This window comes from Streptomyces sp. SCUT-3, from assembly GCF_014083985.1.
In the GTDB taxonomy this organism is placed as follows: Bacteria; Actinomycetota; Actinomycetes; order Streptomycetales; family Streptomycetaceae; genus Streptomyces_H; species Streptomyces_H thermolineatus.
In genome coordinates this window covers 705,692-730,578 of record NZ_CP046907.1, presented here as the reverse complement: position 1 = coordinate 730,578, position 24,887 = coordinate 705,692, and the positions used below count along the sequence as shown (strand labels likewise).

Annotated in this window: 18 protein-coding genes and 1 pseudogene; 7 read left to right on the top strand and 12 right to left on the bottom strand. The window is 73.7% G+C overall.

Annotated features, from left to right (window positions below; all coding sequences use genetic code 11):
* Positions 1-27 precede the first annotated feature (27 nt).
* The 3 genes and pseudogenes from GQS52_RS27335 to GQS52_RS26980 all read right to left on the bottom strand — a co-directional run.
* Complete coding sequence (locus GQS52_RS27335) at positions 28-807, bottom strand: DUF4132 domain-containing protein (protein ID WP_259370544.1); 780 nt, start codon at positions 805-807, stop codon at positions 28-30.
* On the bottom strand, positions 753-3,452 hold the full coding sequence (locus tag GQS52_RS03230; protein ID WP_259371214.1) for a DUF4132 domain-containing protein: 2,700 nt from the start codon (positions 3,450-3,452) through the stop codon (positions 753-755). Before GQS52_RS03230 ends, GQS52_RS27335 begins: the two co-directional genes overlap by 55 nt.
* Before the next feature lie 260 nt (positions 3,453-3,712).
* A pseudogene (locus GQS52_RS26980) lies at positions 3,713-3,904 on the bottom strand (TetR family transcriptional regulator); the annotation flags it as partial.
* Between the two features lie 115 nt (positions 3,905-4,019).
* On the opposite strand from GQS52_RS26980, the gene GQS52_RS03220 reads away from it, so the two are divergent.
* Positions 4,020-4,688 carry a methyltransferase domain-containing protein gene (locus GQS52_RS03220; protein ID WP_182311568.1) on the top strand — a complete coding sequence of 223 codons (669 nt, stop codon included), beginning with the start codon at positions 4,020-4,022 and terminating at the stop codon, positions 4,686-4,688.
* A 101-nt stretch (positions 4,689-4,789) separates the two neighbouring features.
* Here the strand turns inward: GQS52_RS03220 and GQS52_RS27330 are convergent, their stop codons facing one another.
* From GQS52_RS27330 to GQS52_RS03200, 5 genes are all read right to left on the bottom strand, one after another.
* Positions 4,790-5,086 carry a hypothetical protein gene (locus tag GQS52_RS27330; protein WP_259370543.1) on the bottom strand — a complete coding sequence of 99 codons (297 nt, stop codon included), beginning with the start codon at positions 5,084-5,086 and terminating at the stop codon, positions 4,790-4,792.
* The gene (locus tag GQS52_RS03215; RefSeq protein ID WP_259370542.1) at positions 5,083-7,788 is read right to left on the bottom strand and encodes a tetratricopeptide repeat protein; all 2,706 of its coding nucleotides are present in this window, start codon (positions 7,786-7,788) and stop codon (positions 5,083-5,085) included. The genes GQS52_RS27330 and GQS52_RS03215 overlap by 4 nt, the downstream gene beginning before the upstream one ends.
* A complete protein-coding gene (locus GQS52_RS03210) occupies positions 7,785-9,686 on the bottom strand; it encodes an HSP90 family protein (protein ID WP_182311567.1) in 1,902 nt (633 codons plus the stop codon). Before GQS52_RS03210 ends, GQS52_RS03215 begins: the two co-directional genes overlap by 4 nt.
* Positions 9,687-9,851: 165 nt before the next feature.
* Positions 9,852-10,892, bottom strand: a complete 1,041-nt coding sequence (locus tag GQS52_RS03205) for a hypothetical protein (protein WP_259370541.1) — start codon at positions 10,890-10,892, stop codon at positions 9,852-9,854.
* 233 nt (positions 10,893-11,125) lie between these two features.
* The gene (locus GQS52_RS03200) at positions 11,126-12,268 is read right to left on the bottom strand and encodes a glutathione-independent formaldehyde dehydrogenase (RefSeq protein WP_182316179.1); all 1,143 of its coding nucleotides are present in this window, start codon (positions 12,266-12,268) and stop codon (positions 11,126-11,128) included.
* A 225-nt stretch (positions 12,269-12,493) separates the two neighbouring features.
* On the opposite strand from GQS52_RS03200, the gene GQS52_RS03195 reads away from it, so the two are divergent.
* The 3 genes from GQS52_RS03195 (at position 12,494) to GQS52_RS03185 (ending at position 15,360) form a co-directional block, all read left to right on the top strand.
* Positions 12,494-12,682, top strand: coding sequence for a hypothetical protein (locus tag GQS52_RS03195; protein ID WP_182311566.1), 189 nt, complete (start codon positions 12,494-12,496; stop codon positions 12,680-12,682).
* A gap of 67 nt (positions 12,683-12,749) precedes the next feature.
* Positions 12,750-14,105, top strand: coding sequence for a hypothetical protein (locus GQS52_RS03190; protein WP_182311565.1), 1,356 nt, complete (start codon positions 12,750-12,752; stop codon positions 14,103-14,105).
* A 460-nt stretch (positions 14,106-14,565) separates the two neighbouring features.
* Positions 14,566-15,360, top strand: coding sequence for an SGNH/GDSL hydrolase family protein (locus tag GQS52_RS03185; RefSeq protein WP_182311564.1), 795 nt, complete (start codon positions 14,566-14,568; stop codon positions 15,358-15,360).
* A 214-nt stretch (positions 15,361-15,574) separates the two neighbouring features.
* Here GQS52_RS03185 and GQS52_RS03180 read toward each other — a convergent pair whose 3' ends face one another.
* Positions 15,575-16,114 carry a putative immunity protein gene (locus tag GQS52_RS03180; protein ID WP_182311563.1) on the bottom strand — a complete coding sequence of 180 codons (540 nt, stop codon included), beginning with the start codon at positions 16,112-16,114 and terminating at the stop codon, positions 15,575-15,577.
* Positions 16,115-16,452: 338 nt separating this feature from the next.
* Here GQS52_RS03180 and GQS52_RS03175 point away from each other — a divergent pair, with 338 nt between their 5' ends.
* Positions 16,453-18,795 carry an immune inhibitor A gene (locus GQS52_RS03175; RefSeq protein ID WP_259370540.1) on the top strand — a complete coding sequence of 781 codons (2,343 nt, stop codon included), beginning with the start codon at positions 16,453-16,455 and terminating at the stop codon, positions 18,793-18,795.
* A gap of 922 nt (positions 18,796-19,717) precedes the next feature.
* Here GQS52_RS03175 and GQS52_RS03170 read toward each other — a convergent pair.
* Positions 19,718-20,632: a LysR substrate-binding domain-containing protein gene (locus tag GQS52_RS03170; RefSeq protein WP_182316178.1), complete on the bottom strand. Its 915-nt coding sequence runs from the start codon at positions 20,630-20,632 to the stop codon at positions 19,718-19,720.
* Between the two features lie 593 nt (positions 20,633-21,225).
* Between GQS52_RS03170 and GQS52_RS03165 the strand changes: the two genes are divergently transcribed.
* The gene (locus GQS52_RS03165) at positions 21,226-21,546 is read left to right on the top strand and encodes a hypothetical protein (RefSeq protein WP_346268220.1); all 321 of its coding nucleotides are present in this window, start codon (positions 21,226-21,228) and stop codon (positions 21,544-21,546) included.
* A gap of 918 nt (positions 21,547-22,464) precedes the next feature.
* Here the strand turns inward: GQS52_RS03165 and GQS52_RS03160 are convergent.
* Together GQS52_RS03160 and GQS52_RS03155 are read right to left on the bottom strand one after the other, a co-directional pair.
* Positions 22,465-23,241, bottom strand: a complete 777-nt coding sequence (locus GQS52_RS03160; RefSeq protein WP_259371028.1) for an endonuclease — start codon at positions 23,239-23,241, stop codon at positions 22,465-22,467.
* Positions 23,242-23,503: 262 nt separating this feature from the next.
* Entirely contained in the window at positions 23,504-24,400 is an 897-nt protein-coding gene (locus tag GQS52_RS03155) for a DUF72 domain-containing protein (RefSeq protein WP_182311560.1), read from the bottom strand.
* Positions 24,401-24,514: 114 nt separating this feature from the next.
* Here GQS52_RS03155 and GQS52_RS03150 point away from each other — a divergent pair, with 114 nt between their 5' ends.
* On the top strand, positions 24,515-24,844 hold the full coding sequence (locus GQS52_RS03150; protein ID WP_182311559.1) for a YkvA family protein: 330 nt from the start codon (positions 24,515-24,517) through the stop codon (positions 24,842-24,844).
* Positions 24,845-24,887 lie beyond the last annotated feature (43 nt).

The window sequence follows — 24,887 nt, the reverse complement described above, 5'->3', positions numbered from 1 at the left end:
GGCCGCCGGGCCGACGCCGGGCCGGTGTCAGGCCGATGTCAGTTCGGTCAGGTCGGCGAGCACCTCGGAGGCGGTCACCGGGTCCAGGTCCCCGAAGCGCAGGGGGTGTTCGCGGGACGGCCAGTAGTCGCCCGGCCTGGTGTCCAGCCAGACGGTCTCCAGGACCTGCTCGGGGAACGTGTCGACCATTCCGACGGCGATGCCCTCGTCCGGCGCGACGACCACGTAGCAGTCGGGCCCGAGGCGCCGGGACAGCCAGCGCTCGACCCCGTTGTCCTCGGGGGTCCCGCGCTCCCAGCCGCGCCGCTGCAGGCCCAGCAGTTTGCCCGTCGGCACCTTGGCGCCCTCGAAGCGGGTCAGCCGGTGGCCGGCGGCCTCCTCCCCGGTCAGGGCGTGCACCGGGCGGCCCAGCTGCGGGAAGGGCTGCAGGATCTCGTAGTCCGCGAACAGCTCCGACCAGGCGTCCAGGGAGCCGGCCAGGTGCAGCGGGTGGGCCAGGCGCACGGTCGCGTCCCCGGGCAGGAGCAGCGTCTCGTCCTCCACGTCGGCGTAGGTGCGGTCCTCGGCCACCCGGAACGCCGTGGCCTTCCCCGCGGACTCGCCCAGCCACACCAGGCGGCGCACCAGGTGCCACAGCAGCGGGTGCCGAACGAACAGGTCCTGGAACTCGGCCGCCGTCCAGACGCGCTGCGTCACCATGGCGGCCTCGAAACGGCGCACCTGGTCGGCGGCGGCGGTGCGCACCTCCTTCTTCAGCTGCGAGAAGTGCTTGCGCGCGGCGGGCGCGAGCTCCGCGTCGTCCCGCACCCCGGGACGGGCAGGGACTTGCGGCGCTTGCCGGCCTCGTCGAGGACGTAGGGCCGCAGCTGCTCGTCGAAGCCGACGGTGAAGCGGCGCGGCCCGTAGTCGATCACCGTGCTCCCGTCGGCGTCGAGGCCGAAGTCGGGCACCAGGCGGTCGGCCAGCTGCTCGCCCGTCAGCCCGAGCCCCTCGGCGACCTGGGCGATCTTCTCCTGCGCCCGGGCCTTGAGCGCCTTGAACTTCACCCGCTGCGCGATCCCGTGCAGGTGGAGCAGGGCGGTGTCGGTGCCTATGGCGGCCAGCACGTCCAGGGCCTGCACGGCGCGGTGGTGCGCCCCCTGGCCCGGCCAGGCCCGCACCAGCGGGTCGAGCCGGCGCACCGTCCCGTCGTCGCCGAGCAGGCCCAGGGCGTTCAGCGCCCAGCTGTCCTTCGACGGCATGCCCGCCTGCCGCCAGCCCTCGAACAGAGCCCAGGCGAAGCCGGTCAGGCTCTCCGGGTCGCAGACCTCCTTGACGACGGCGACCCCCGGGTACGGGTCGCCGGGCTCGGACAGCGCCAGCATCGTGACGACGTGCCGGACCGCCCCGGCGGGCAGCGCGCCCCCCTGCCGCAGCATCAGGTGCGGCAGCAGGGCGGGGTCGGCCCAGTCGCCGACCACCGGCATCCTCGCGGGCAGGGCGCTCTCCAGCGGGTCGGCCGCGAGCAGGGCGTCGACGGCCTCCGCCGCCTCGGGGCCGTACTCGGCGGCGACCGCGCGCACCGCCTCCGCGCCGCGGTCGGCGGCGACCAGGCGCAGCGCCTGCTCGGCCGCCCGCCGCGCGGCCCCGGGCGCACCGACCGCGTCGGGGACCAGGAGGCGGGCGGCGTCGGTACCGTGCCGGGCGAACCAGGCGCGGGCGGTGGCGCGGGCGGACTTCAGCCGCGCCAGCCAGTCGGCCGCCCGCCGGGCGGCCTCCGGGGTGAGGAAGGGCAGCAGCAGGGGCCCCAGGACGGCCGGCTGGGCGGCCGCGCCCCGCAGGACGGGAGGCAGGGCCGGCAGGCCGTACCTGGCCACGATCGGCCTGAGCCAGTTCTCGGCGTCCCAGAAGTTGTCGGGCCTCCACCCGGCGAGCAGCGGCTCCAACTGCTCGGCCGGTCCCCGGGCGAAGAGCCTGACGGCCTCGGAGGTGTCCAGCCGGCCCTCCCGCAGGTGCTGCACGGCCTTATCCCAGTCCTTCAGGCCGTCCCACTGCAGGTACCAGGACCGGGCGGCGCCCCACTCCTCGCGCTCGCCCGGCAGCCAGACGAGGCCCTGCCGTCCGGCCGGCACCAGCCCGGTGACGACGCGCGGCTTCGCCACGGCGCGCCTGCGCGTCCACGGCGGATCGGCCAGCACGGCGGGCAGCGCCTCGACGGGGGCCGTCTCCACCTGCTCGCCCGGGTCGGTCAGCGGCGCGACGACCGCGGCGGCCCCCTCGGGCAGGGACGGCAGGACGGCCTCGGCCAGCTCGCGGTGGGCGGCGACGTGGGCGACGAGCAGCTGCCGGGCCACGGCGGCCCCGCCGTCCTCGCCGAGGGACGCCTCGGCCAGCATGCGCAGGGCCCGCACGGGGAAGCGGCGGGCCGCCGCCGACAGGGCGGTCCGCGCGTGCTTGTCGTCGGCGTGCTCCAGCAGGATGCCGAACGCCTCGTCGCCCGGCAGCTGGCTCAGCACGTTCATGACCTGCTTGACGGCGTCGGTGCCGACGTAGCGCCCCTTCAGGTCCCGGCCCAGCAGGGGCGCGAAAGCCGGGCCGACGCCCTCGGCGAGCGTGGCGGCGACGTCCATCGGCACACCGCGCCACTGAAGACCGATCCCTCCCCCGATCAGGGCGATCTGCTCCGGCGACCCGAGCGAGCAGAGCAGCATGGAGTGCAGGGCCGCGTTCTGCGGGCTGTTCGGACCCGACCGCTCCGCGCACTCGGCCGCCCAGCCGGCCTCGGTGGGCACGAGGTAGGAGACGACGACCCGGCGCCGCGCACCGTCGCGGCAGCCGGCCAGCGCGGCGACGGTCTCCCGGTAGGCCGGCTCGTCGGCCGCCGCCAGCAGGGCGCGCACGCGGTCGGCGGTCGAGCGGCGGGTGGAGGTCAGCCACTCGCTGTCGCCCTCGGGGAGGGTCTCGATCCACCAGTCGTCCCCGTTCACGCCGTGGGTGTTCCAGCGGGGGTACGTCTCGAAGAGTTCGACGACGGCCCGGGCGGCGAACGGAAGCCCGTGCGAGGCGGCCCAGGCGTCGGCGAAGACCGCGAAGCCGCTCTGCCAGTCCTGGGTCGCCGCGGCGAGCACCGCGGCGCCCCGCGGGTCCGGGCTGCCGTTCAGGTGGGCCCGCGCCGCCTCCACCAGGTGCTTCTCGCTCGCCGGATTCCGGAGCATCCGCTCGATCCGGTCCGCGACCGCGCCGAGCCGGTCCCGGACCTGATCGTCCGCGTCCTTCGCGATCGGGGCGGTCGTCCGCCTGATCCCCCCGCGCCGCGGGTGCAGGTGGCGGCGCCATGCGCTGGGAACGGTGAACGAGTCCTCGTCCGGGAGGGCGACGGGGGCCGGTTCCGCGGCAGGGTCGCCGACCGTGCCGCCCGCGCCGTCCTCCCGGCGGCCCTCGTGCTCGTTCTCCCCGCGTTCCAAGTGCCGCACGGCTCTCTCCCTGTGTGTTCGCCGGTCCCGATGATCAGCCGGCTGCACAGTAACGGGCCGCCCTGACAACGGCCGTCCGGGAGGGCGGGGCGGGGGGGAGCGGCACGGGGGAGCGGCGGAGGGGGAACGCCCCGGTCACCGCTACCGGCGCACCGGCAGCGTGTGCACCCCGCCCGCGACGAGCCCGTCCGCCCGTTCCAGTTCCTCCGCGGGCACCGCGAGTTCCAGCCCGGGGAGCCTGCGCAGCAGCACCTCCAGCCGAGGTCGGCCTTGGTGCCGAAGCCGTGGCCGACGGCGGTGCTGTCGCCCTGCCCGGCGGCCGCGCTGATCCGGCGGTTGGACACCGCGTAGAGCCCCTGCTCGGCGAACAGCCGCTCCGCGGCGGTGAGGATCTGCTGCCGAGTGGCGCCGACCTGCTCGGCCCGCGGGATTCTGCCGCCCCTGGTCACCACGGCGGTCGTCGTACAGGCAGGGCGCGCGGGGCCCCGGGGCGAGGTCCTGCGCGCGACCGGGCCCCTCCGGGCCGTTTCCGGCGCTGCGCGGGACCCGCCGTCCTATGCTCGGCCGATGCGCGCACACCGTATCGACCGTCCGGCCGATCTCGACGTGGTCCGTGACTCCTACGACCGGGTGGCCGACAACTACGCCCACATGGTGCTGACGACGGGAATCGGCGACATCCGCAGCCATCCGTGGCTCAAGGCGTCGGTCGACGCCTTCGCCGACACCGTGAGCGGGCTCGGGCCCGTCCTCGACGTCGGCTGCGGGCCCGGCACGGTGACCGCCTACCTCGCCGGACGCGGACTCGACGTGTCCGGGGTCGACCTCTCGCCCCGCATGATCGAGAACGCGCGCCGCCTCCATCCGCAGTGCCGCTTCGACGTCGCCTCCGCCACCGAGCTCGACCTCGAGGAGGCGTCCCTCGGCGGCGTACTCGGGTGGTGGTCGCTGTTCAACCTCCCCCGCGACGTCCTTCCCCAGGTCCTCGCCCTGTTCGCGCGCGCCCTGAAGCCGGGCGGCCACTTCATCACCGCGACGCACGTCGGCGACGAGGACGCGGTGCGCACCGAGGCCTACGGAGGTGTGCCCGTGCGCTGGACGACGCACAAGTGGCGGCCGGAGCAGCTCGTGGAGCTGATCGAGCGGGCCGGGATGCGCCTGGTCGCCGAACTCCGGCTCCCCGCGGACGAGCAGAGCGGTCCGGGCCTGGTCGTCATGGCCGAGCGCCCCGCCTGAGGCCCGGCGCCCCGCCTGAGGCCCGGCGTCCCGCCCGAGGCCCGGCGGCTCGCCCGGCGCGGGGGTGCGCCGGACGGGCCGCGGGGACGGGCCGGGGCGGGTCAGCCGGAGGGCTGTGCGGCCAGGCGGGCGCGGAGGGCCCGCAGGATCTCCACGGCGTGCGGCAGGCCGGCCCGCTCGCAGCGGGCGATCGTGGAGTCGAGGCGGGACAGGGCCGCCGCCGTCCGGCCGAGGGCGTTGCCCTCCAGCAGCGCGGCGATCCGGACGGACTCGGCGCGGGGCGCCTCCGCCTCCTCCCCGCCGGCCTCGAACACGGTGACGGCGCGGTCCAGTTCGGCCACGGCGTCCTCGTGCCTCCCGGCGTCGGCGAGGCACAGGGCGCGGCGGTGGCGGATCATCCCGGTCTCGTACCAGGCCGTGAAGTCGGCCGCCCCGCCTCCGGGCCGGCCGCGGCGTCGGCGTCCGCGCACACCCCCTCGGCCGCCGAGAGGTGCCCCAGGGCCTCCTCCAGCCCGTCGGGCCCCGCGGCGTCCACGGCCAGCCGCGCGAACTCGCGCATCATGCCGGTGACGTGCGGGGTGCCGGGGGCCGCGCGGTGGGACTGCACCGCGCGGTCGTAGGCGGCGCGGGCGGCGTCCGGGCGGCCCGCCTCGGCCAGGGCGACGGCCGCCTCGCAGGCGACCATGGTGTGGGTGTGCTGCTCCTCCCAGCCGGAGACGGCGTCGGCCAGCCGCAGGAACTCCTCGGCCGAGGCCCGGTGCTCGCCCAGCCCGCGCAGTCCGCGCGCCAGGTTGAGCCGTACCTGCGCGGCCAGCCGGGGGTGCAGCGACTCGCCGCCGTCCAGCAGTACGGACTCCAGGACGGCGACCGCGTCGCCGTCGCGCCCGGCCTCGGTGAGCACGTCGGCGAGCTGCAGCCGGATCCCGGCCGCCGACTCGTCCTCGCCCTCGCGGTCGAAGCAGGAGGCCGCCTCGGACAGGTGCCTGACGGCCCCGGCGGTGTCCCCGGACTGCGCGGCGGCGTGCCCCAGCAGGACGTGGGAGGGGGCGACGGGGAAGTCCTCGTCGTCCCAGCGGGCGGCCTCCGCGAGCGCCCGGTGCACCAGCCGGATGCTCTCCTCCGGCATCCCCTGCCGGAGCCTGACCTGCCCGAACAGGCCCAGGGCCCGGGCGGTGAGCCAGGGCTGCCCGGCCTCCTCCAGCAGCTCCAGCGACCGCTCCAGGTCCGCGACGGCCTCGTCGAGGCGTCCCTCGCGCGACGCCGCGTCCGCCCGGTACTGCAGGGCGTCGGCGGCCCGGTGCGGCACGCCCAGGCGCCCGGCCTCGGACAGCAGAACGGACACCGCCGCGCCGAAGGCCTCCCGGACGCCGTCCGGGGCCTCGTCGCCGAGCCCGGTCAGCTCGTCGTGGGCGAGCGACGCCCGGCAGAGCAGGACGGTCAGCCAGTGGCGGGGCTCGAGGCCGTCCGGGCCGGCGAGCAGCTCCTCGGCGCGGGCCAGCGCCGCGTCCAGCTGCTCCCGGGCGGCGGCGAGGCCCGCACCGGCGTCCCCCGCGCCGGCGTCCCCCGCACCGTCCGCGGCCTGCGCGCCGTCCGCGCCCTGCGCGTCGGCGGCCTTCCGGGCCTGCTCGCGCAGGGCCGTGGCGGCGCGGGCCCGGGCGGCCACGGCGTGCCCGGGCAGCCCTGCCTCCTCGAACAGCTCCGCGGCCTCGGTCAGGGCCGCGAGCGCCGCCGCGGCGTCGTCCGCGCCGCGGGCGGCGAGGCCGCGCTGCAGGGCGAGCTCCCCCCGCAGCTGCTCCACGGGGCCGAGGGCCGGGTCGTGGACGTGCCCGTCGGCGGCGCGCTCGGCGACGAACTCCCACAGGGCGGCGGCGTGCGGGTGCAGGGCGGCCGACAACTCCCGTGCCCGGGAAACCAGTTCCGCGAAGTCCTCGGGTGCGTCCGCGGCCGCGGGCGGCACGGCCGGGACGGCGGGCGCGGGGGCCGGGGCGGCGGCCGCGGAGCGCACGCCCAGGGCGAGGGGCTCGGCCGTCAGCGGCTGCTGAGCCAGGCGGGCGCGGCGCCGGTCGCCGACCGCCGTGGTGCCGTTGCGCGCGTCGAACCTCGCCGCCAGGGCGTCGGCGTCGGAGCGGACCTTCTCCAGCAGGGTGCGCGCCGTCCAGTTGGTGCCGGCCGGGCCGCCGACGGCCAGGTCGGCGTGCCCGTCGGCGGCCAGGCGGGCCAGCAGCAGCTCGACGCCGGTGAGGAAGTCCAGGTGGGACAGCGGGGCGCCGGTGCCGTCGAAGAGGGCGCGGTTCTCGGCCAGGACCTCCAGCGCGCGGCCCTCGTTGCGGGTCAGCACGCAGAACTCCAGGTGGAGCCCGATCTGCTCGGCCATGTTGGACTTGCCGCGGCAGAAGCGGTAGCCGGTCAGGTGGCCCGAGCGCGCCTCGTCGGCGCGGCCGGTGCGCAGCAGCGGCAGCAGGGAGTGCCCGTGGCTGAGGTACGGCTCCTCGGAGCAGCCGGCCCGGCCGTCCAGGACGGGCCGCCACACCTCCAGGGCGCGCCCGTCGTCGCCCCGGCCGACGTGGTGCAGGGCGCGCAGCCGGATCTCGCAGGCCTCGCAGTCGCTCAGCTCCGTGCGGGGCCGGGTCGTCCACAGGTCGAAGGCGTCGTCGGCGTCGACGCCGGTGTGCGCGGCGACGTGGTACCGCATCGCGTACACCGGCTGCACGCCGTGGCCGGCGGCGCGGTAGCGGTCCCGCATCTCCCGCGTCCACCCCAGGATCGACTCCAGGGGAACCTCGGGGACCTGCAGCAGCGACGTGGCCACCCACTTGAACCGCCAGAAGACCTGGCGGGCCTCCCACTCGCTGAAGGAGTCCGGCTGCTCCTCCCACAGTTTGAGGACGCGCGCGAAGACCACGGGCGACTTGCGGTTCTCGCCCGAGTACTCGTACGCCTCCATCAGCTCCAGCAGGGCGGTGACCAGCGGGCCGCGGTCCTCGAACTGCCCGGCGGCCTCGACCAGTTCCTCGGCGACCACGGTGCGCTGCCGCCCGTAGGGGCGCCGGTCGTTCTCGCGCAGCGCCTCGAAGACGGCCTCGGGGGTTTCCAGGGTCACGGCGTCTCCTCGGGGGCGGCGGGGCCGGCGGCTCCGGCGGCGGGAGTCCCCGCGCCGTGCATGGCGTGGGTGAGCAGGCCGACGAAGGCCCGGTTGAGCAGGGCGCTCTCCTCGGCCCGCAGCGGCCGGCGGGTCATCAGCAGCGCCTGCCCGTACAGCGCCTCGGCGGCGGAGGTGGCGAGCCCGCGCTCGGTGATGGTCGCGGCCCGGCGCACCAGGGGGTTGAGGTGGTTGAGGACCAGCTGGGCCCGGGGGGCCTCCGCCCGCAGGGAGCCGAGGATGCCGGCCCACACCCCGTCGCTCTGCCCGGCCAGTTCGGCGCGGGTGCGCTCGTGCCGGGCCTCCCTGTTGTCCAGCAGCAGGGCGGGGGAGCTGACGGGGTGGAAGCTGCGCAGGGCCACGTCGCAGTCGAACCGGCCGACGACCTCGCGGGCCACGGCCAGGAAGGCCGCGGCTGACAGTTCGGCGGCCGGGTCGGCGGCGTCCAGGTGCGCGGTGACGGTGCCGGGGTCGAGGTCGGCCACGGACGTCCCCGGGCGGATCTCCGGCAGGCGGTGCACCAGGTCGCGGTCGTAGGTGTAGCCGCCGTTGACGACGCCCAGCCCGGCCGCGCTGGCGATCGGCGCCACCTGCCGGAACTCCTCCACGGTGGAGGTGACCAGGATCGTGGGGTGGGTGCGGGCGAACTCGTCGAGGGTGACGTTGCCGTCGGTGGTCTCGAAGGGCAGCCAGGGCAGCAGCATCCGCAGCAGCTCGTCGTCGTGGCGGGCCAGGGCCTTGACGGCGAGGTGGTGGATGCCCAGGAACCGGTGGAGCAGCGCGGGGTCGCTCGCGGCCAGGCCGGTGAGCCAGTCGCGGATCCGCGCGCCGAGGGCGTCGCGGACCGCGGCGAGGGTCTCGTCCTCGTACAGCGCCTCCCGGGAGGCGGTGGGGCGCAGGCTGTCGGCGTCGACCACGCAGCGGACGAAGAACGCCCACTCGGGCAGCAGCTCCTCGGCCTGGTCGGAGACGAGCATGCCCTTCAGGTGCACCCGGTGCCCGGACCGCTTGGACGGGTGCACCGCGGTGGGCAGGACGTGGGCGACGCCGCGCAGCCCCGCGGCGGGCAGGTCCAGCTCGATCGTGTCCAGCGGGGTGAAGTCGAACACCCGGCGGCAGTGCTCGGCCAGGGCCTCCTTGCGGGCCAGCGGGGAGGCGTGGCGGCGCTCCCACACCGGCGGGGTCTCGTCGATCCGCACGGAGCCCCCGCGAGGGTCGGCGACGGTGACCTCGTACGGCAGCAGGCTGCCGTAGTGGCGGGCGAGCGCGACGACCCGGTCGGGGCCGGTCCACTGCTCGCTGCCGGCGCGCGGCACCAGCCGCACGGTGGTGCCCGGTTGCGGCATGGCCGAGTCCGGCAGGGTGGTGATGGTGTAGCGGCCGTCGGAGGTGCCGCGCCACTCGACGACGGGTGCGCCGGGGGAGGCGGCGGACCTGGTGACCACGGTGATCTCGTCGGCGACCACGAAGCACGACAGCAGGCCGATGCCGAACTGCCCGATGAAGTCGCCGCGCGCGGAGGCGAGCCCGGCGCCGTCGATCCGGCCGTCGGAGCCGCGCTTGGAGCTGCGGCCGATGGTGGCCAGGAAGGTGTGCACGTCGGCCTCGGTCAGGCCGTTGCCGGTGTCGCTGACGGTCAGCTCCGCGCCCGTGCGCACGGTGATCCGGGCGGGGGCCTGCGGGTCGGCGGCCCGGCGCGCGGTGATCGCGTCGACGGAGTTCTGCAGCAGCTCGCGCAGGTAGACCCGGGGGCTGGAGTACAGGTGGTGGGAGAGCAGGTCGACCAGGCCGCGCAGGTCGACCTGGAAGGTGTGGGCGCCGGAGGACGGCGACGGCGACGGCGACGGTGAGGGTGACACCAGGAGTGACTCTTTCGATCGGTGCGTGCGGCTGGGACTGGCGTGCCCGGGGGCGCGCGGCGGGGCCGCGGCGCACGGCCGGGACGGGACGGGCCCGGGCCCCGCGGCGGGTCCCCGCGGCGGGGCGGGGCGGTGCGGCGGGGCGGTGCGGTGCGGGGCCGGCGGCTAGGACCGGGACCAGGTGCGCGAGCGCGCCCGCCAGGCGCGGAAGACCATCGACGGCACGCCGCCCGCGTACTGCCAAGGGAACTCGGTGACGGTACCGCCGAGGATCTTGAACATGCGGGAGGCCGCGGCCTTCTCCCCGGCCAGGGCGAACGCCATGGCGAAGGTGTTGAAGTTGCCCGCCCAGGAGCGGGGCCAGGGGTAGTCGGGGTGCAGGACCGAGTGCTCCGCCGCCTCGCGCAGCTGCGCGACGACGTCGGGCCGGTGCATGTACCGCCCGGCGGCGGCGTCCCCCTCGCCGTCGCACCGGTCGAGCCACTCCTCGAGTTGGGCGGTGGCCACGAGCGTGCCCAGCGGGCTGCCCGGGGCGGAGGACAGCATCGAGGAGCGGGCGAAGGCGTGCATCTCCTCGTGGGACCCGCCCCACTTGCGGCACAGCTGCTGGAGGCGCTGCTGGTGCGAGCCGAGGTGGTCGGGGCAGCGCCGCACGGCGGCCTCGAAGCGGGCGAGGGCCGCCTCGGGACCCATCTGGAGGCCGCGTCCGCTGATCTGGAGGAAGTACCAGGGGGCGAGCCAGCCCGGCTCGCGCTCGGCGACCTCGTACAGCTGCTCCTCGGCGTCGCGCAGCCGCTGGTGGAAGACCTTGAACTGCTCGGCGGAGACGTCGCGGGCGCGGGCGCCGGTGCGCGCCTCCCACGCCCAGGAGACGAGCCGGGCGCCGGAGACCAGCAGGGGCAGGGCCGACTCGGGCCTGGCCACGACGGCTGCGGGCAGCCACTCCTGCATGCCCCGCCGGTCGGTCACCACGGCGATCAGCCAGGTCCGGTCCGGGCCGTCCTCGACGGCGGACAGGCCGTCGAGCAGGGCGGGCCAGTCGGCGGCCCCGGCCGCCACGCGGAGCCGGGCCAGGTCCGGGTCGCCCTGATCGGGGTCGACCCGGGGCCACAGCGACCCCAGCCGCCCCCGCAGGGCGCTCCCCGCGCCCGCGCGCGTGCGCGCCCCGCCTCCGCGGTTCTCGGAACGGTCGGTTCTCAATGCCATGCGACGGCCCCTCGTCGGTGTGTCCGGACAGGGCCGTGCTCTCACTGCCCCCCCAAGAAACGATCATCATGCCGCAGGCGTGGAACGGGGCGGCACCGTTTTTCGCTGCTGTTCGGTCACGATCGCGCGGTGCGGCACGGCGCGGTGCGGCACGGCGCGGCCCGCGCACCGCCGGGCGGTGCACGGGCCGCGCCCCCTCCGGCGCCCCGGTGGCCCGGGGTCCAGGGGAAGGGTCACTGGTGCGGGTGCAGGACCACCTTGGTGTAGCCCTCGATGCGCTTGTCGAACTTGTCGTAGGCGCTGGCCGCCTCCGACAGGGGCAGCTCGTGGGAGACCACGAAGCTCGGCTTCGCGCGGCCCTCGATGATCATGTCGCGCAGCTGCCGGTTGTAGCGCTTGACGTTGCACTGGCCGGTGCCCAGCCGCAGGCCCTTCTCGAAGAGCCTGCCGATCGAGACCAGCAGCATGCCGTGCTTGGCGTGCTCGTTCGGGGCGCCGGGGTCGGAGGGGACGTACAGGCCCGGGATGCCGAGCGCACCGGTCGGGCGCACGCTCTCGATGATCGAGTTCAGGACGGCCGCGGGCTCCTCGCCCTGCTTCTCGGAGCGTGCCTGCGCCTGGTAGCCGACCGCGTCCACGCCCTTGTCGGCGCCCTCGCCGTTCGTGTGCTCCTTGACCTGCTCCACCGGGTCGCCCTCGGCGAAGTTCACCGGGATCGCGCCGATCTCGCGGGCCTTGTCGAGCCGCTCGGGGACCCGGTCGACGACGAAGACCTTCGAGGCGCCGCGCAGCATGGCGGAGTAGGCGGCCATCAGGCCGACCGGGCCCGCGCCGTACACCACGACGCTCTCACCGGGGGAGACGCCCGCGAGCTCGCAGCCGTGGTAGCCGGTGGGGAAGATGTCGGCGAGCAGGATGAAGTCGGTCTCGTGCTCGTTGCCCTCGGGCAGCTTCAGGCAGTTGAAGTCGGCGTAGGGGACCCGCACGTACTCGGCCTGGCCGCCCGCCCACGGCCCCATGGCCACGTAGCCGTAGGCGCCGCCGGCGAAGCCGGGGTTCACGGTGAGGCAATAACCCGTGAACCCCGCGGTGCAGTTCTTGCAGAAGCCGCAGGCGACGTTGAAGGGCATGACCACGCGGTCGCCCTGCTTGAGCGAGGTGACCCCGTCGCCGGTCTCCTCGATGATCCCCATGTTCTCGTGGCCGAACACGATTCCCGGCTCGGCAGCGGTGCGGCCCTCGTACATGTGCAGGTCCGAGCCGCAGATCGCAGTGGACGTCACGCGCACGATCACGTCGTTCGGGTGCTTGATCCCGGGCTTTTCCACGTCCTCGACCGCTACCTCGAACGGCCTCTTGTAGACGACGGCCTTCACCTCGACCACCTCCTGATGGACGATGCGTGCATGGTGCCGGAGGCGGCGTGCCGCCACCGGCCGAAACGGCCTCGTGCGGCCGGGGAGCACGGGGCGGAGACAGCCGTCCGTCCCGCGTGACCCGTATCTCATGCTCCCCCTCTAGGGATGAGTCGACAAATCGACTAACGTGCGATTTGACCCGTTTCCCGTCCGGCAACCAACCTCGAAAAGGGGCACGAACCGGTGCCACAGCGTCTCGGAACCCTCCTCGTCGCCGTCCCCGGCCTGTCCGGCACGGTCTACCCCCCGGGCACCCCGGTGGCCGTCCGCGGCCGCGGCTCGTCGGTCGACGGCTTCATCGGCGGCGACTGGGTGCCGCTGTCCTGGTGGGAGTTCGCCGAGGGCCTCGCCGGGGACACCGGCGAGAGCTGACCCCGAAGCCCGCCCCGGGCCGCGCACGGACGGGCTCCGTCGGAAGCGGCGGCTAGGGTGCGCTGCCATGGACGCTGCTGATCTCGACCGCCAGGTTCGGACGTTGTCCGGCTGCATCCCCCCGCTCCTGGTCTCCCGGCTCCTCGAGCTCGGCCACGGCGAGGAGGTCGAGTTCCAGGCCGGTCGCGGGGAATGGTTCTGTGCGCGGGAGTGGGCGCGGCTGCTCGGTGATCAGGGGCTGCAGGAGCAGGCGTTGGAGGTGCTTGCTCCGTACTTCGCCACGGGTTGGTGGCCGGCTGCCCGGGCCCGGGCCGAACTCCTGGAGGGCTGGGGGCGGGCGGAGGAGGCGATCGCGTCGACCCGGTCGTACGCAGAGGCCGGGGGGCTCGCGCTGGAGTTCTTCGCCCGCCTGCTGGCCCGGCACGGACACGACGACGAGGCGGTCGTGTTGTTGAGCGCCGGAATCGACGACCGGATCCTTGCCGTCGCTCTGGTCGACATCGCCGAAGAGGCGGGCCGGGACGAGGACGTCGCCGCGCTGCTGGCCGCCCGGATCCCGGCCCGGCACCGGTGCGACGCCCCCTGGCGCTGCCGGGGCCTCGACCCCGACACGGCAATCGGCCTGCTCGCCGCGGTCCGCGAACGCCAGGACCGCATCGACGATGCGGTCGCCCTGCTGCACACCCGGCGCGTCACCTCCCTCAACGGCCGCGACCAGCTGGCCGATCTGCTGGCGAGGCACGACCGGATCGAGGAGCTGCGCGCGTACGCGGCGTCCGAGTACCACGGGCACGCCTCGCAACGCCTCGCCGAGGTGCTGGAGGAGCGGGGTGACGTGGAAGGCGCGATCACCGTGTACCGGCAGCCGGGCGACTCGCCGGCCCCCCAGAGCCACGGTGCGGTGCAGCTGGCGCAGCTCCTGGCCCGGCACGGCCGGGGCGACGAGGCGATCGAGGTGATGCGCGCACTCGTGGACTCGCCCGGCGGTGCGGAGGACTGGCTCGTCGACACGCTGTGCACCCTGTATGCCGACCACGGCCGCGCCCGCGACGGCCTGGCCCACCTCGACGCCCTCAGGGCGCGCCGCGACGGAGAGGGGGAGTGGGACTTCTTCAGGATGCGGCTCCGGCTCATGGCCGGCTGCGGCCTGCTCGACGAAGCGGTCGAGCTGGCGCGGGCGCATCCCGAGAGCGACACCTGGTACGCGGCCTGGGCGATCTCCGACCTGCTCGCCGAGGCCGGCCGGACGGAGGAGGCCGTCACCGTCCTCCGGCCGCACGCCTCTGCCGTCCGAGGCCTTTTGGCCGGCCACCTGATCGACCTCGGCCGCGTCGAGGACGCCGTGACGCTCCTTCAGCAGCGCGGACCGCAGCAGGCCGTCCCCGTTCGGACCGGCGCGTTCCCCACCGAGCCCCCGTCCTGACGCCGCGCTCCGGCCGCACCTCCACCGTGAGTCCGCCCGGATCGGGCGGGGCCGCCGTCGTCCGGCCCCCGGAGGTGCGCGGTGCGCTTGCGTCCACCGGGCCCCTTGTTCCGTAGGGGCGATGGTGCGCGAGTCGTGCCGGAACGGGGTGTTCCGGGTAACTCGGCGGATGACCGGACAGTGTCCGGTGCGTACGTGTTCGCAGGTGGACGACGTGCGGGAGCGACGGGGAAACGGCGGAAGAACAGTGTGCGCGGAGCATGGACAGCACCTGGGGGCTCCGCTACCGTCCGGTACGACGATCACACGTTGACAGGTACTCGTCATTGAATGACGGGTACCTGTCAGCGTGTGCGGCATGAGACGGCGATCGGGCATCGGACGGGACGGAACCTCGCGCCCGCACGGGACTTGAGAGCCGTACCGGACATCTCGAGTCCCCGTCGGCCCAGGAGGGTCCATGAAACTGTTCCGCCGTACCGCCTCGGCGCTCGCCGCCGTGATCCTCGCCTCCGTCGGCGTCCTGGCCGGCGCCTCGTCGGCGTCCGCCGCGGGCCCCGCCTACGTCGCCCTCGGCGACAGCTACTCCTCCGGCACCGGTGCCGGGGACTACGGCGACAGCGGCAGCTGCAAGCGCAGCGCCAACTCCTACCCGGCGCTGTGGGCCGCCGCCAACGCGCCCTCCTCGTTCTCCTTCACCGCCTGCTCGGGTGCGACGACCAGCACCGTCACCAGCGGGCAGCTGGCGCCGCTGAACTCCTCCACCGGCCTGGTCAGCGTCAGCGCCGGCGGCAATGACGTCGGCTTCGCCGACGTCATGACCACCTGCGTCCTGCAGAACGAGAGCGCCTGCCTGTCGGCCGTGGCCACCGCCCGCTCGCAGATGGACAGCATCCTGCCGGGCCGGCTGAACACCATGTACTCGGCGATCCGCAGCAAGGCCCCCAACGCCAAGGTCGTGGTGATGGGCTACCCGCGCCTGTACATGCTCAACGGCACCTGCATCGCCGGCCTGCGCGAGAGCGAGCGCGCCGCGCTCAACGACGCCTCCGACCACCTCAACAGGGTCGTCTCCGCCCGCGCCGCGGCCTACGGCTACAGCTTCGGCGACGTGCGCGGCACCTTCAGCGGCCACGAGATCTGCTCCGGCAGCTCCTGGCTGCACAGCCTGACCGTCCCGGTCGAGAACTCCTACCACCCCAACAAGTCGGGCCAGGCCGGCGGCTACCTGCCCGTCTTCCGCGCCAGGGTCTGACCGACCGTCCCCGGCGCGGCCGGGGAGCGTGCAGGGCCCGTCCGGACTCGACGTCCGGGCGGGCCCTTGCCGTCCCCGGGACGGACGCCCCCGGAGCCGGGCCGCAACAGTGGCCGGCCCAGGCGGTGGCCCGCGGGGACCGTCCTCCGGCGGACCCGTCGGAGAGGGCCGATGCGGACGCGTGCGGATCGCCGGCCGACGCGGTCCGCGATGTTCAGGCGCTCGCGCGCAGGGCGGCGTCCAGGGTGCTCATGAGCTGCGCGACGCGGTTCCTCGCGGTCGGTGCGAGGGGGTACCGGGAGAGAACGGAGATCAATTCCGGCGTGGCGCGCCGCCGAGCCTGTTCGACGAGCATGCTTCCGACGGCGGGGTCGCCGTTTGCGTTCAGCTCGCCGATGCGGGCGGCGCTCGCTGCGGCACGCAGGATGTGCCCGACCTGGTTGGCTCGCGATATCGGGTGCAGATAGGCGGCGGAAGCGGCATCACCGGCGGACCGCGCGGCAAGGCGGGCCACTTCGGTGCCCGCCTCCTTCGCGGCCCGGTGCGCGTCCAGCGAGGCGGCGCGCTGCAGATTGGTCCTTCTCGCGCCGTTGACGAACTCCCACGCGGCGTCAAGTGCTGCGCGCGGGCGGGGATCACCGGGAACGGCCTCCTCGAACGCGGGCAGGACGTCCTGGGCGCTTTCCGCCGCATAGCGTGCGACGACCCGCAGTTCGTCCATGGTCAGCTCGAAATCGCCGGAAACGGTTGCCATGCTCCCGATCCTGCCACCACTTGCGGGTGGTCTCCGTTCCGGTGCTCCCCGAGGGGCGGGCCACGGGAACCCCGTCAAAAATAATGTGCCAAGCGGATCGACGTATCGTATGACTGACGCATGGGCGGGGCGTGGTGGGGTGATCGGTCCGGAGAGTACGGGGACCGGCGAGTACGGGCCCGGCGGACGTGGACGGCCGGCGATGGCGGCGGGTCAAGTGTCCGTTAACCGAAGCAGGTTGACCGGTCATCGTACGTTCTGATCATGTTCAATTCAAGGTCTATATTTTTGTTCGACGCTCCGGTGCAATGGCCTCTCCCCAAGGAGGCCCGAACACTGTGAAGATTCAACGGAAGGCCGTCAGGTCCGCCGCTGTGGCCGCGGCCGTCGTCGCGCTGGGCGCCACGGCGCTGCCCCTGACGGTCGCGTCGGCCGCGTCCGCCGTCCCCAGGCCCGAGCCGGTCGTCGGCCACGACCCGGGGGCCGCCCACGTCGAGCACGACCTGAAGGGCCCGCTGAGCGAGCGCCAGGAGGCGCAGCGCCGGCAGGCGATCGAGCAGGTGCTGTCGGGGAAGTCCAAGCCGAAGGACCGCGGTGACTCGCGCGTGGTCAAGCTCGACGACGGCAAGTACGTCGAGCTGGCCCGGGAGAAGACCGACAGGATCTTCACGATCCTCGCCGAGTTCGGCGACACGGTCGACCCCAAGTACGGCGGCACGCCCGGCCCGGCCCACAACGAGATAGCCGAGCCCGACCGCTCCACCGACAACAGCACCATCTGGCAGAAGGACTTCAGCCGGGAGCACTTCGAGGACCTGTACTTCTCGCACGACCCCGACAAGGAGTCGATGGCGAAGTACTACGAGAAGCAGTCCTCCGGGCGGTACTCGATCGAGGGCACGGTCACCGACTGGGTCAAGGTCGACCACAACGAGGCCCGCTACGGCAGCAACTTCTGCGGTCAGAGCACCTGCTCCACCGTCTGGGACCTGGTCCGCGACGCGGTCAACCAGTGGGTCGCCGACCAGAAGGCCGCCGGCCGCACCGCGGCCGAGATCAAGGCGGACCTGGCCGCGCACGACCAGTGGGACCGCTACGACCACGACGGCGACGGCGAGTTCAACGAGCCCGACGGCTACATCGACCACTTCCAGATCGTGCACGCCGGCGAGGACGAGTCGGCCGGCGGCGGCGCGCAGGGCGAGGACGCCATCTGGGCGCACCGCTGGTACGCCTACGGCACCGACGCCGGCTCCACCGGCCCGGACAACAACCGGCTCGGCGGCACCCAGATCGGCGACACCGGCATCTGGGTCGGCGACTACACCATCCAGCCGGAGAACGGCGGGCTGGGCGTCTTCGCCCACGAGTACGGCCACGACCTGGGCCTGCCGGACCACTACGACACCAGCTACGCCGGCGAGAACTCCACCGGCTTCTGGACCCTGATGTCGTCCGGTTCCTGGCTGGGTACCGGCGAGGACTCCATCGGCGACATGCCCGGCGACATGACCGCCTGGGACAAGCTGCAGCTGGGCTGGCTCGACCACGACACCGCCAAGGCCGCCACGGCCTCCTCCCACACCCTGGGCGTCGCCGAGTACAACACGGCGAACAAGCAGGCGCTCGTCGTCGAACTGCCGAAGAAGACGGTCCGCACCGAGATCACCGCGCCCGCCGAGGGCTCGTACCAGTGGTGGAGCGGCAGCGGCGACGACCTGCGCAACACCCTCACCCGCGAGGTCGACCTGACCGGAAAGGGATCGGCGAGCCTGTCCCTGAAGGGCTGGTACGACATCGAGGAGGGCTACGACTACCTCTACACCGAGGTGTCCACCGACGGCGGGGCGAACTGGACGCCGCTGGACGGCACCACCGGCGGCAACGCCATCCCGCGCGACGGCGGCGACAAGCCCGCCCTGACCGGCACCGTCGACAGCTACCAGGACCTGGTCTACCCGCTGGACGCCTACGCGGGCAGCAAGTTCCAGCTGCGCTTCCGCTACTCCACCGACGGCGGCGTGGCGCAGAAGGGCTTCGCGGCCGACGCGATCACCCTGACCGCCGACGGCCGGGAGCTGCTCGCCGACGGCGCCGAGAACGGCGACAACGGCTGGACGGCCGGCGGCTTCTCCCGGATCGGCGCGTCCTTCAGCGACGACTACGCCCAGTACTACATCGCGGAGAACCGCCAGTACGTCTCCTACGACGCCGTGCTGCGCACCGGCCCGTACAACTTCGGCTTCCTCGACACCGAGGAGAACCGGGTCGAGCACTTCCCGTACCAGAACGGCCTGCTGGTCTGGCTGTGGGACACCTCGCAGACGGACAACAACGTCGGCTCCCACCCGGGCACCGGCCGGCTCCTCCCGGTCGACGCGCACGCCGCTCCGGAGAAGTGGTCGGACGGCACGCTGATGCGCAACCGCATCCAGGCCTACGACTCGCCGTTCTCCACGTACCCGACCGACGGCTTCGTCCTGCACAAGAACGGTGTCGCCGCCAAGGTCGAGGGCAAGCGCGGCGTCCCGGTCTTCGACGACCACCGGGGCACCTACTGGTACGAGTCGAACCCGACCGGCGGCGTGAAGCTGACCGACACCAACACCCGCATCCGCATCGTCGACGAAGCGCGTGACGGGAGCGTCATCAAGGTCAAGGTCGGCCCCTCCGTCAAGTAGGGAACCGCGACCGCGGCACAACGCCCGGGCCCGGGCCGGATTCCTCCGGCCCGGGCCCGGGCGTTGTGCCGTGCCCTCGGGGATCGCCCGCGTCGGCCGGTAACAGGGTGCAACCCGGAAGGACGGGCGCCCTGCTCGGACACGGCAGCTGTAGTTCCGGTGTCCGTGCCGGTCAGCGGCTTGCGGGGGTGGGTGCGGGCATGGACACGGCCACCGTGGTCATGAACATTTGCGACGACGTATCAAGACCAGGTGGCCGTGGAGGCCACGGCTCAGGCGCTGGGCCGTCGGGGCCCGCACCGGCTGCAGCACCTGCTCTCCCGGGCGAGGTTCGACCACGAGCGGGCCGGGGAGGAGGTCGCCCGGTGGTGCGGGAACTCGCCGGTCGGGACGTGGCGCTGGTCGCGGACGAGACCGGGGACGCGAAGTCCTCGACCGGCTGCGTGGGCGCCGGACGCCGGTACTTCGGAGCGATCAAAGGCGTCGGGCTGTGCCAGGTCGCGGTACACCTGGCCGCGGTGGCCGAGCCGGCATGGGGGGTGATCGACCGGACCCTGTACCTGCCGAAGGGCCGGGTCGCGGACGAGGAACGCCGCACGGTGGCCGGTGTCCCGGAGGAGGTCGTGTTCGCGACCAAGTCCGAGCAGGCCGTCACCATGGTGAAGAACGCGCTCGAGCGGGGTGTCCGGGCACGGCGCCAAGGGCACCCGGGAACACGACTGGGCCCGGGCGGACGTCCGCGCGGACGACACCCCGGACGGGCACGCGGACCACTCCACAACCCGGGGCGGTTCAGCCAGTCCAACGACTTCGGCCACGCTCCGTCGCCACCGCATGTGAGGCAGAGCCGATCGAGCGGTGCAACGAGGGCGGTTGGGGTTAATGACGAGCGACCGTGGCAGCCGACGCGGATGGCGGACGGTCATGGGCGGGCGCGTCCGTGCGAAACCGATCGCGCGGCCTGGCGTACGGCCGCGACGGCGGGGCTGTCACGGTGTTCGGACGTCCAGGCCAGAGCCGAAGTGCACGGCGGCAGGCCGTCGACGTCGACGTAGCCGACGCCGGGGCGGTGGAAGAGGTCGCGGGCAGCGGCGGGGAGGAAGGCCATGGCCTCGCCCTGTGCCACAGTGTGCAGCAGCGCTTCCAGATCCGCGGCGACGGGACCGTACCGCACCGGGCTGCTGTCGGGGCGCGGATCCACGGCCCAGAAGTCCCACCACACACGCGGCACCTGCGGGGGGACGTTCACCACCGGGTACCCGGCGAGCTGCTCGAGACGGATCCGGGGCCGGGCCGCCAAGGGGTCGTCGCCGGGCAGGCAGGCCACGCGGGACTCGTTCGCCAGGTGGTGCACCTCAATGTCACCCGGCACCGGCGGTCGCAGGAAGACCACATCGACTTCCCGCCGGTACAGGGCACCCCACTGGTCGGCGAAGTTCAGGCCGAAGACCTCCACCTCCAGGCGGGGATGACGGTGAAGCAGTGCCCGGAGCACGGCACGGGTGTGCGGCATGGCCGCCTCCGCACCGACGGTGCCCACCCTCACCCGACCGGACAGATGGCGCCCCTGCACATCCGCGGACCGCCGCAGCCGCACCATCGCCTCGACAGCCGCCCGGACCTCGGGCAGCAGCGCCCGGCCGGCCTCAGTGAGGGCGACCGCCCGGCTGGAACGCTCGAAAAGCGCCACCCCAAGACGCTTCTCAAGATTGCGAATCTGCTGGCTGAGAGCGGACTGCGTAATAAACAACCGGGTCGCAGCCCGGCCGAAATGCAACTCCTCGCTCAACACCAGAAACAATCGCAACTGGTGAATGCTGGGTTCCGCCGACGACATTGCGACCGCGCCACCGGACTCTTCCGCCGCCTCACCTGCAACCATGGACAGAAGCTTATCGAAAACGCTGCAGTTCTCATCGGCCATCGCATGACATCGGCCGCCTCGCAGTGCGAATCTCTAGAAGTGCCCGGCCGGTCGAACCGACCGCCGCGGAATCGGACCCGTCTCTGCCCCGAGGCAGAGCGAAAGGGGGAATGAGAACGAAAGTTCTGACGCGCCTCGTGTGAGGCATGCCCGACGGCCGGGCGCGGGAGCGGGGCGCACGTTCACCCGCGACGCGGCTTGTCCGGCAAGCGGGCAGTGGGTTCGGTACGGCCGTTTCCGGCACCTGCCTCGCTCGAGGTGCGGGTCCGAGCCGAAAAGAATCCACCTCGCCGGTCCGGTCGCCGCAGCCTGTCGGGGCAGGACGACGGCCCCGATGTCGACTGCGGCCCTCCGGCACGCTGTTCGGCGGGCCGACTGGACCGACGCCCCGACAGACCCGGCGCGCGCAGCGGGCCGGGCTCGAACAACCATCGCTGCAACAAAAGGGGGAATACATGAACAAGCTGGGACGTATCGCAGCGACGCTCACGTTCGTCGCCGGGGTCGTGACGGCAACGGGGGCCACCGCCCAGGCCGGCACCCTCGGAGCGCAGGGCACCTACGCAGGGTGCCCCTCGGGCTACGTGTGCATCTACCAGGGCGCTTCCTGGAACAACGGCGTAACCGAGCACAAGTACTACACCTACGGCGCTCACAACCTGGTGAACGAGTACGGGACGCACCGCGTCTTCAACAACCAGACCGGTGATGCGACCGTGCAGCTCTGCCGGGGGTACAACGGCGTTGACTGCGGCTCGAAGATCAAGCCCTGGACCTATGTGGACGTGGACCTGACCCCCTACAACTCGATCAAGCTCAGCCCGTGATCCCCGCCCCCGCCGGGGGCGAAGCGGGTGTCCGTCCGGCATGACGGCCAGCCCGCGCCGGTGATTTCCGTCGGCGTGTTCGCGCTGGGCCCGACGCCTTCCCCGGGGGAGGCGTCGGGCCTTTCGCGTCCGTGTCGCCGTTCCATGTGAACTTGCGTCACTCGGGCGACGGCGAATGATTCACTCCGGTGACGCGCGCTATGCGTCAAAGCGTGTTTGAGGTTGCAATGACACGGCAGCCGTAGTTCCGGTCACGGCTGGTCGTGGAACGCGTGTCGGTGTTGGTGGCAGGCTCGGGCGGCGGCCCGATGGCGGCGGCCCGATGGCGGCGGCCCGATGGCGGCGGCCCGATGGCGGCGGCGCCGGGCCGTCCGGTGCAGGACGTGTGCCGTGTCCCGGACCGGTGGGGTGAGGGCGAAGGCCCGGAGGAGTCGGACGGGTTCGGGGCAGGCCGACGGGATGGGGCGGGCCGGGCCCGCAGGGCCGGCCGCGGCCGTCGCGGCGGCGGTGAAGGCGAGGACGGCGGACGCGATCAACGGGAACAGTGCCCGGCGCGCACAGGAGTTCCGGAAGGTCACCTGCCCCTCGTCGGGACCGGTGAAGGTCTTGTGTCCGTCCTGGCCGAGGGGCGTCTCGTGCTGAACGGGTCGACTGCGGACTTCCTTGCCCACACGCCTCCGGGGACCGTTGAGGGGCGGAGTGCCGAGGGCGCCTGCACGGCGCTGCTGGAATCGGTCTGACGACAGGCGCGCCGTACGGGAAGGGACGCCGCACACCGCAGGGCGGGGTTCCTCTTCGCGGCACCGGGCCGAGAGTGTCGCCCCCGGCTCCTCCTCGAGCCCCGGATGCGCCGCCGCCCTGCTCGACCTGGCTGCCGGCCCCGCGAAGCGGGTACCGGGGCCGGCAGCCGGGCGGGGGTCAGCCCCAGATGGAGGCGACCCACTCGGGGTGGTCGATGAACGGGTTGCGGTTGTGCTGGTAGGTGTCGTAGATGACCTGGTTGCGGCGCTTCTCGAAGGCGTCCGGCGGGTCCTGCTGGTGCCACTGCTTGAGCACCGACAGGCGGCCCATGTAGGGGTTGGTGCCGTTGTTGACGTTGTTGTTCGGCTCCAGGTCGGGCCAGCCGTCCTCGCCCTCGTAGCGGACGGCCATGTACAGGATCATCCGGGCCACGTCGCCCTTGACGGCGTCGCGCGGCTCGAAGGAGTCGCTGTCGGTGTAGTTGCCGGGGGCGCCGCTGACCGCGGAGCCGCCGTTGTCGAAGTCCTTGTTGCCGCGGATGCTGTTGACCTGCACGTCGGCCGGGCGCAGGTGGTGGATGTCGGTGCCCGGTCCGGTGGTGGTGCCGAAGTCGCCGTGGGACTTGGCCCAGACGTGCTCGCGGTTCCAGTCGCCGACGTTTCCGCCGTTGTCCGCCTTGCTCTGGGAGCGGCCGGTGTAGATCAGGATCACGTTGGAGGAGTTGTTGGGGTCCTCGTCGGTCTTCTTCAGGGCGTCCCAGACCGCGCTGTAGGAGATCTTGGTCTGCTTGCTGATGATGTCGTTCAGCGAGGCCTTCAGCGCGGTGCCGGTCTTGCCGATCGCGGGGCTGTAGTAGGTGTCGTCGTAGGCGGTGACGGCCGCGGCGGTCGTGACGGACTGCGCCGGGGCCGGGGCCGGGGCCGGGGCCTGCGCGGCGCCGGCCGTCCCGGTCAGGGAGGTGGCCAGCGCCGCGACGCCTATCAGCAGGGTCAGCGGTTTCCGCAGGGCGGTGCGGTTCGGGCGGGTGACGTGCACGGGCGGTGTCCTCTCCCGGGGAGCGGTCGCCCGCCGCAGGAGGTGGGGCGGCGGGCGGAGCGGGGTGTTGTCCGGTCGAACATTTTGTCATGACCGGATCATCACCGGGTGAAGGACGTGGAACGGTGAAGTGAAGGAAGGGATTCCGCAAGCCGCGCGGCTCCCCCCGACTCCCCTTCCCTCAAGGGGAGTTCGGGACCTCCCCGGACAGCAGGCGCTGCGCGGCCCCGGCCGCGGCGACGGCCGCGTCCCCGCAGCAGTTGTTGAACAGCACGTGCACCTCGGCGCTGCCGTCCGCCAGGGCCCGGACGCGCGGCAGCCACTCGGCCAACTCGCCGTCGGTGTAGCGGTGCCGGAAGCGGTCCTCCTTGCTGCCGGTGCCCCAGTGGGGGCTGCGGCCGTGCAGGCGCACCACCGACAGCTCCGGCGAGGTCGCCGCGGCCACCGGCGGCAGGGAACTCGGCAGCCCCTGCGCCACGTCCACCGCCACGAACGCCGCGTCGATCCCCCGCAGCAGGTCCAGCGTGCGCCCGAACAGGTCCGGGGCGAACCACCCCGGGTGACGGAACTCGACGGCGGCGCGCATCCCGGCGCACCGCCCCCGGGCCGCGGCCACGGCCGCCTCGCCCGCCGGCCCCGGCGCGAGCGAGGGCGGGAACTGCAGCAGCACCGCCCCCAGCCGTCCCGCCTCCCGCAGGGGTGCCAGGGCCCCGGCGAACCGCCTCCACAGCTCGTCCACCACCTCCGCCGGCGCCGACCCCGGGCGCAGGAAACGGTTCCCCGCAGGTTCGGGGCGCAGGTCGCGAGGGAGGGCCGACGCCCTGGTGGGGTGGCCGGTGAGCAGGGAGAACGCCTTGACGTCGAAGACGAACCCGTCCGGGGTGCGCTCGGCCCACAGCCGGCCGCTGCGCTCGCCGGGGAGCGCGTAGTACGTGGAGTCGACCTCGACGACGGAGAAGCGGGAGGCGTAGTACCGCAGCCGCGCCTCCGCGTCCGAGGCGGTGCCCGGCGGGTACCAGCCGGAGGCCACGAGAGCGGGATCGGTCCACGAACAGGTGCCGGTGAGGATGCGTGCCATGGCGGGCGGCTACCCGCTTTCCGCGGCGCTTCGTCCCCGCCGGGCCCGGCGGGCGTCACACTTGTGGCGAGCCCCCCGCCGGATCCTCCGGGCGGGGCGCGAGAGGGAGGGCGCATGAGCACCGGTGAGACGGTACTGGTCGTGGTGCTGGCACTGGCGGGGATCGCCGTGCTGGCCGTGGGGATCCGCTTCGCGGTGAAGCTGGTCGGGGTCTACCGCGACCTGCGGGCCAAGGGGATGACGACCTCCGACCGGCTCGTGTTCTGGGGCGCGCTCCTCTACACCCTCTCCCCGCTGGACCTGGTCCCCGACCCGGTCTACCTCGACGACGTCGGCGTCCTGCTGCTGGCGCTCCGTCACCTGCACGCCGCCGCGGCGAAGGCCGGCCTGCCCGGGACCCGTGGCCCCGGCGCCGACCGCACCCCCGCCGCGCCCCCGCGGTAGCGGGCGCCGGACGGCGGGCGGCGGCCGTCACCGGCGGCGGCCG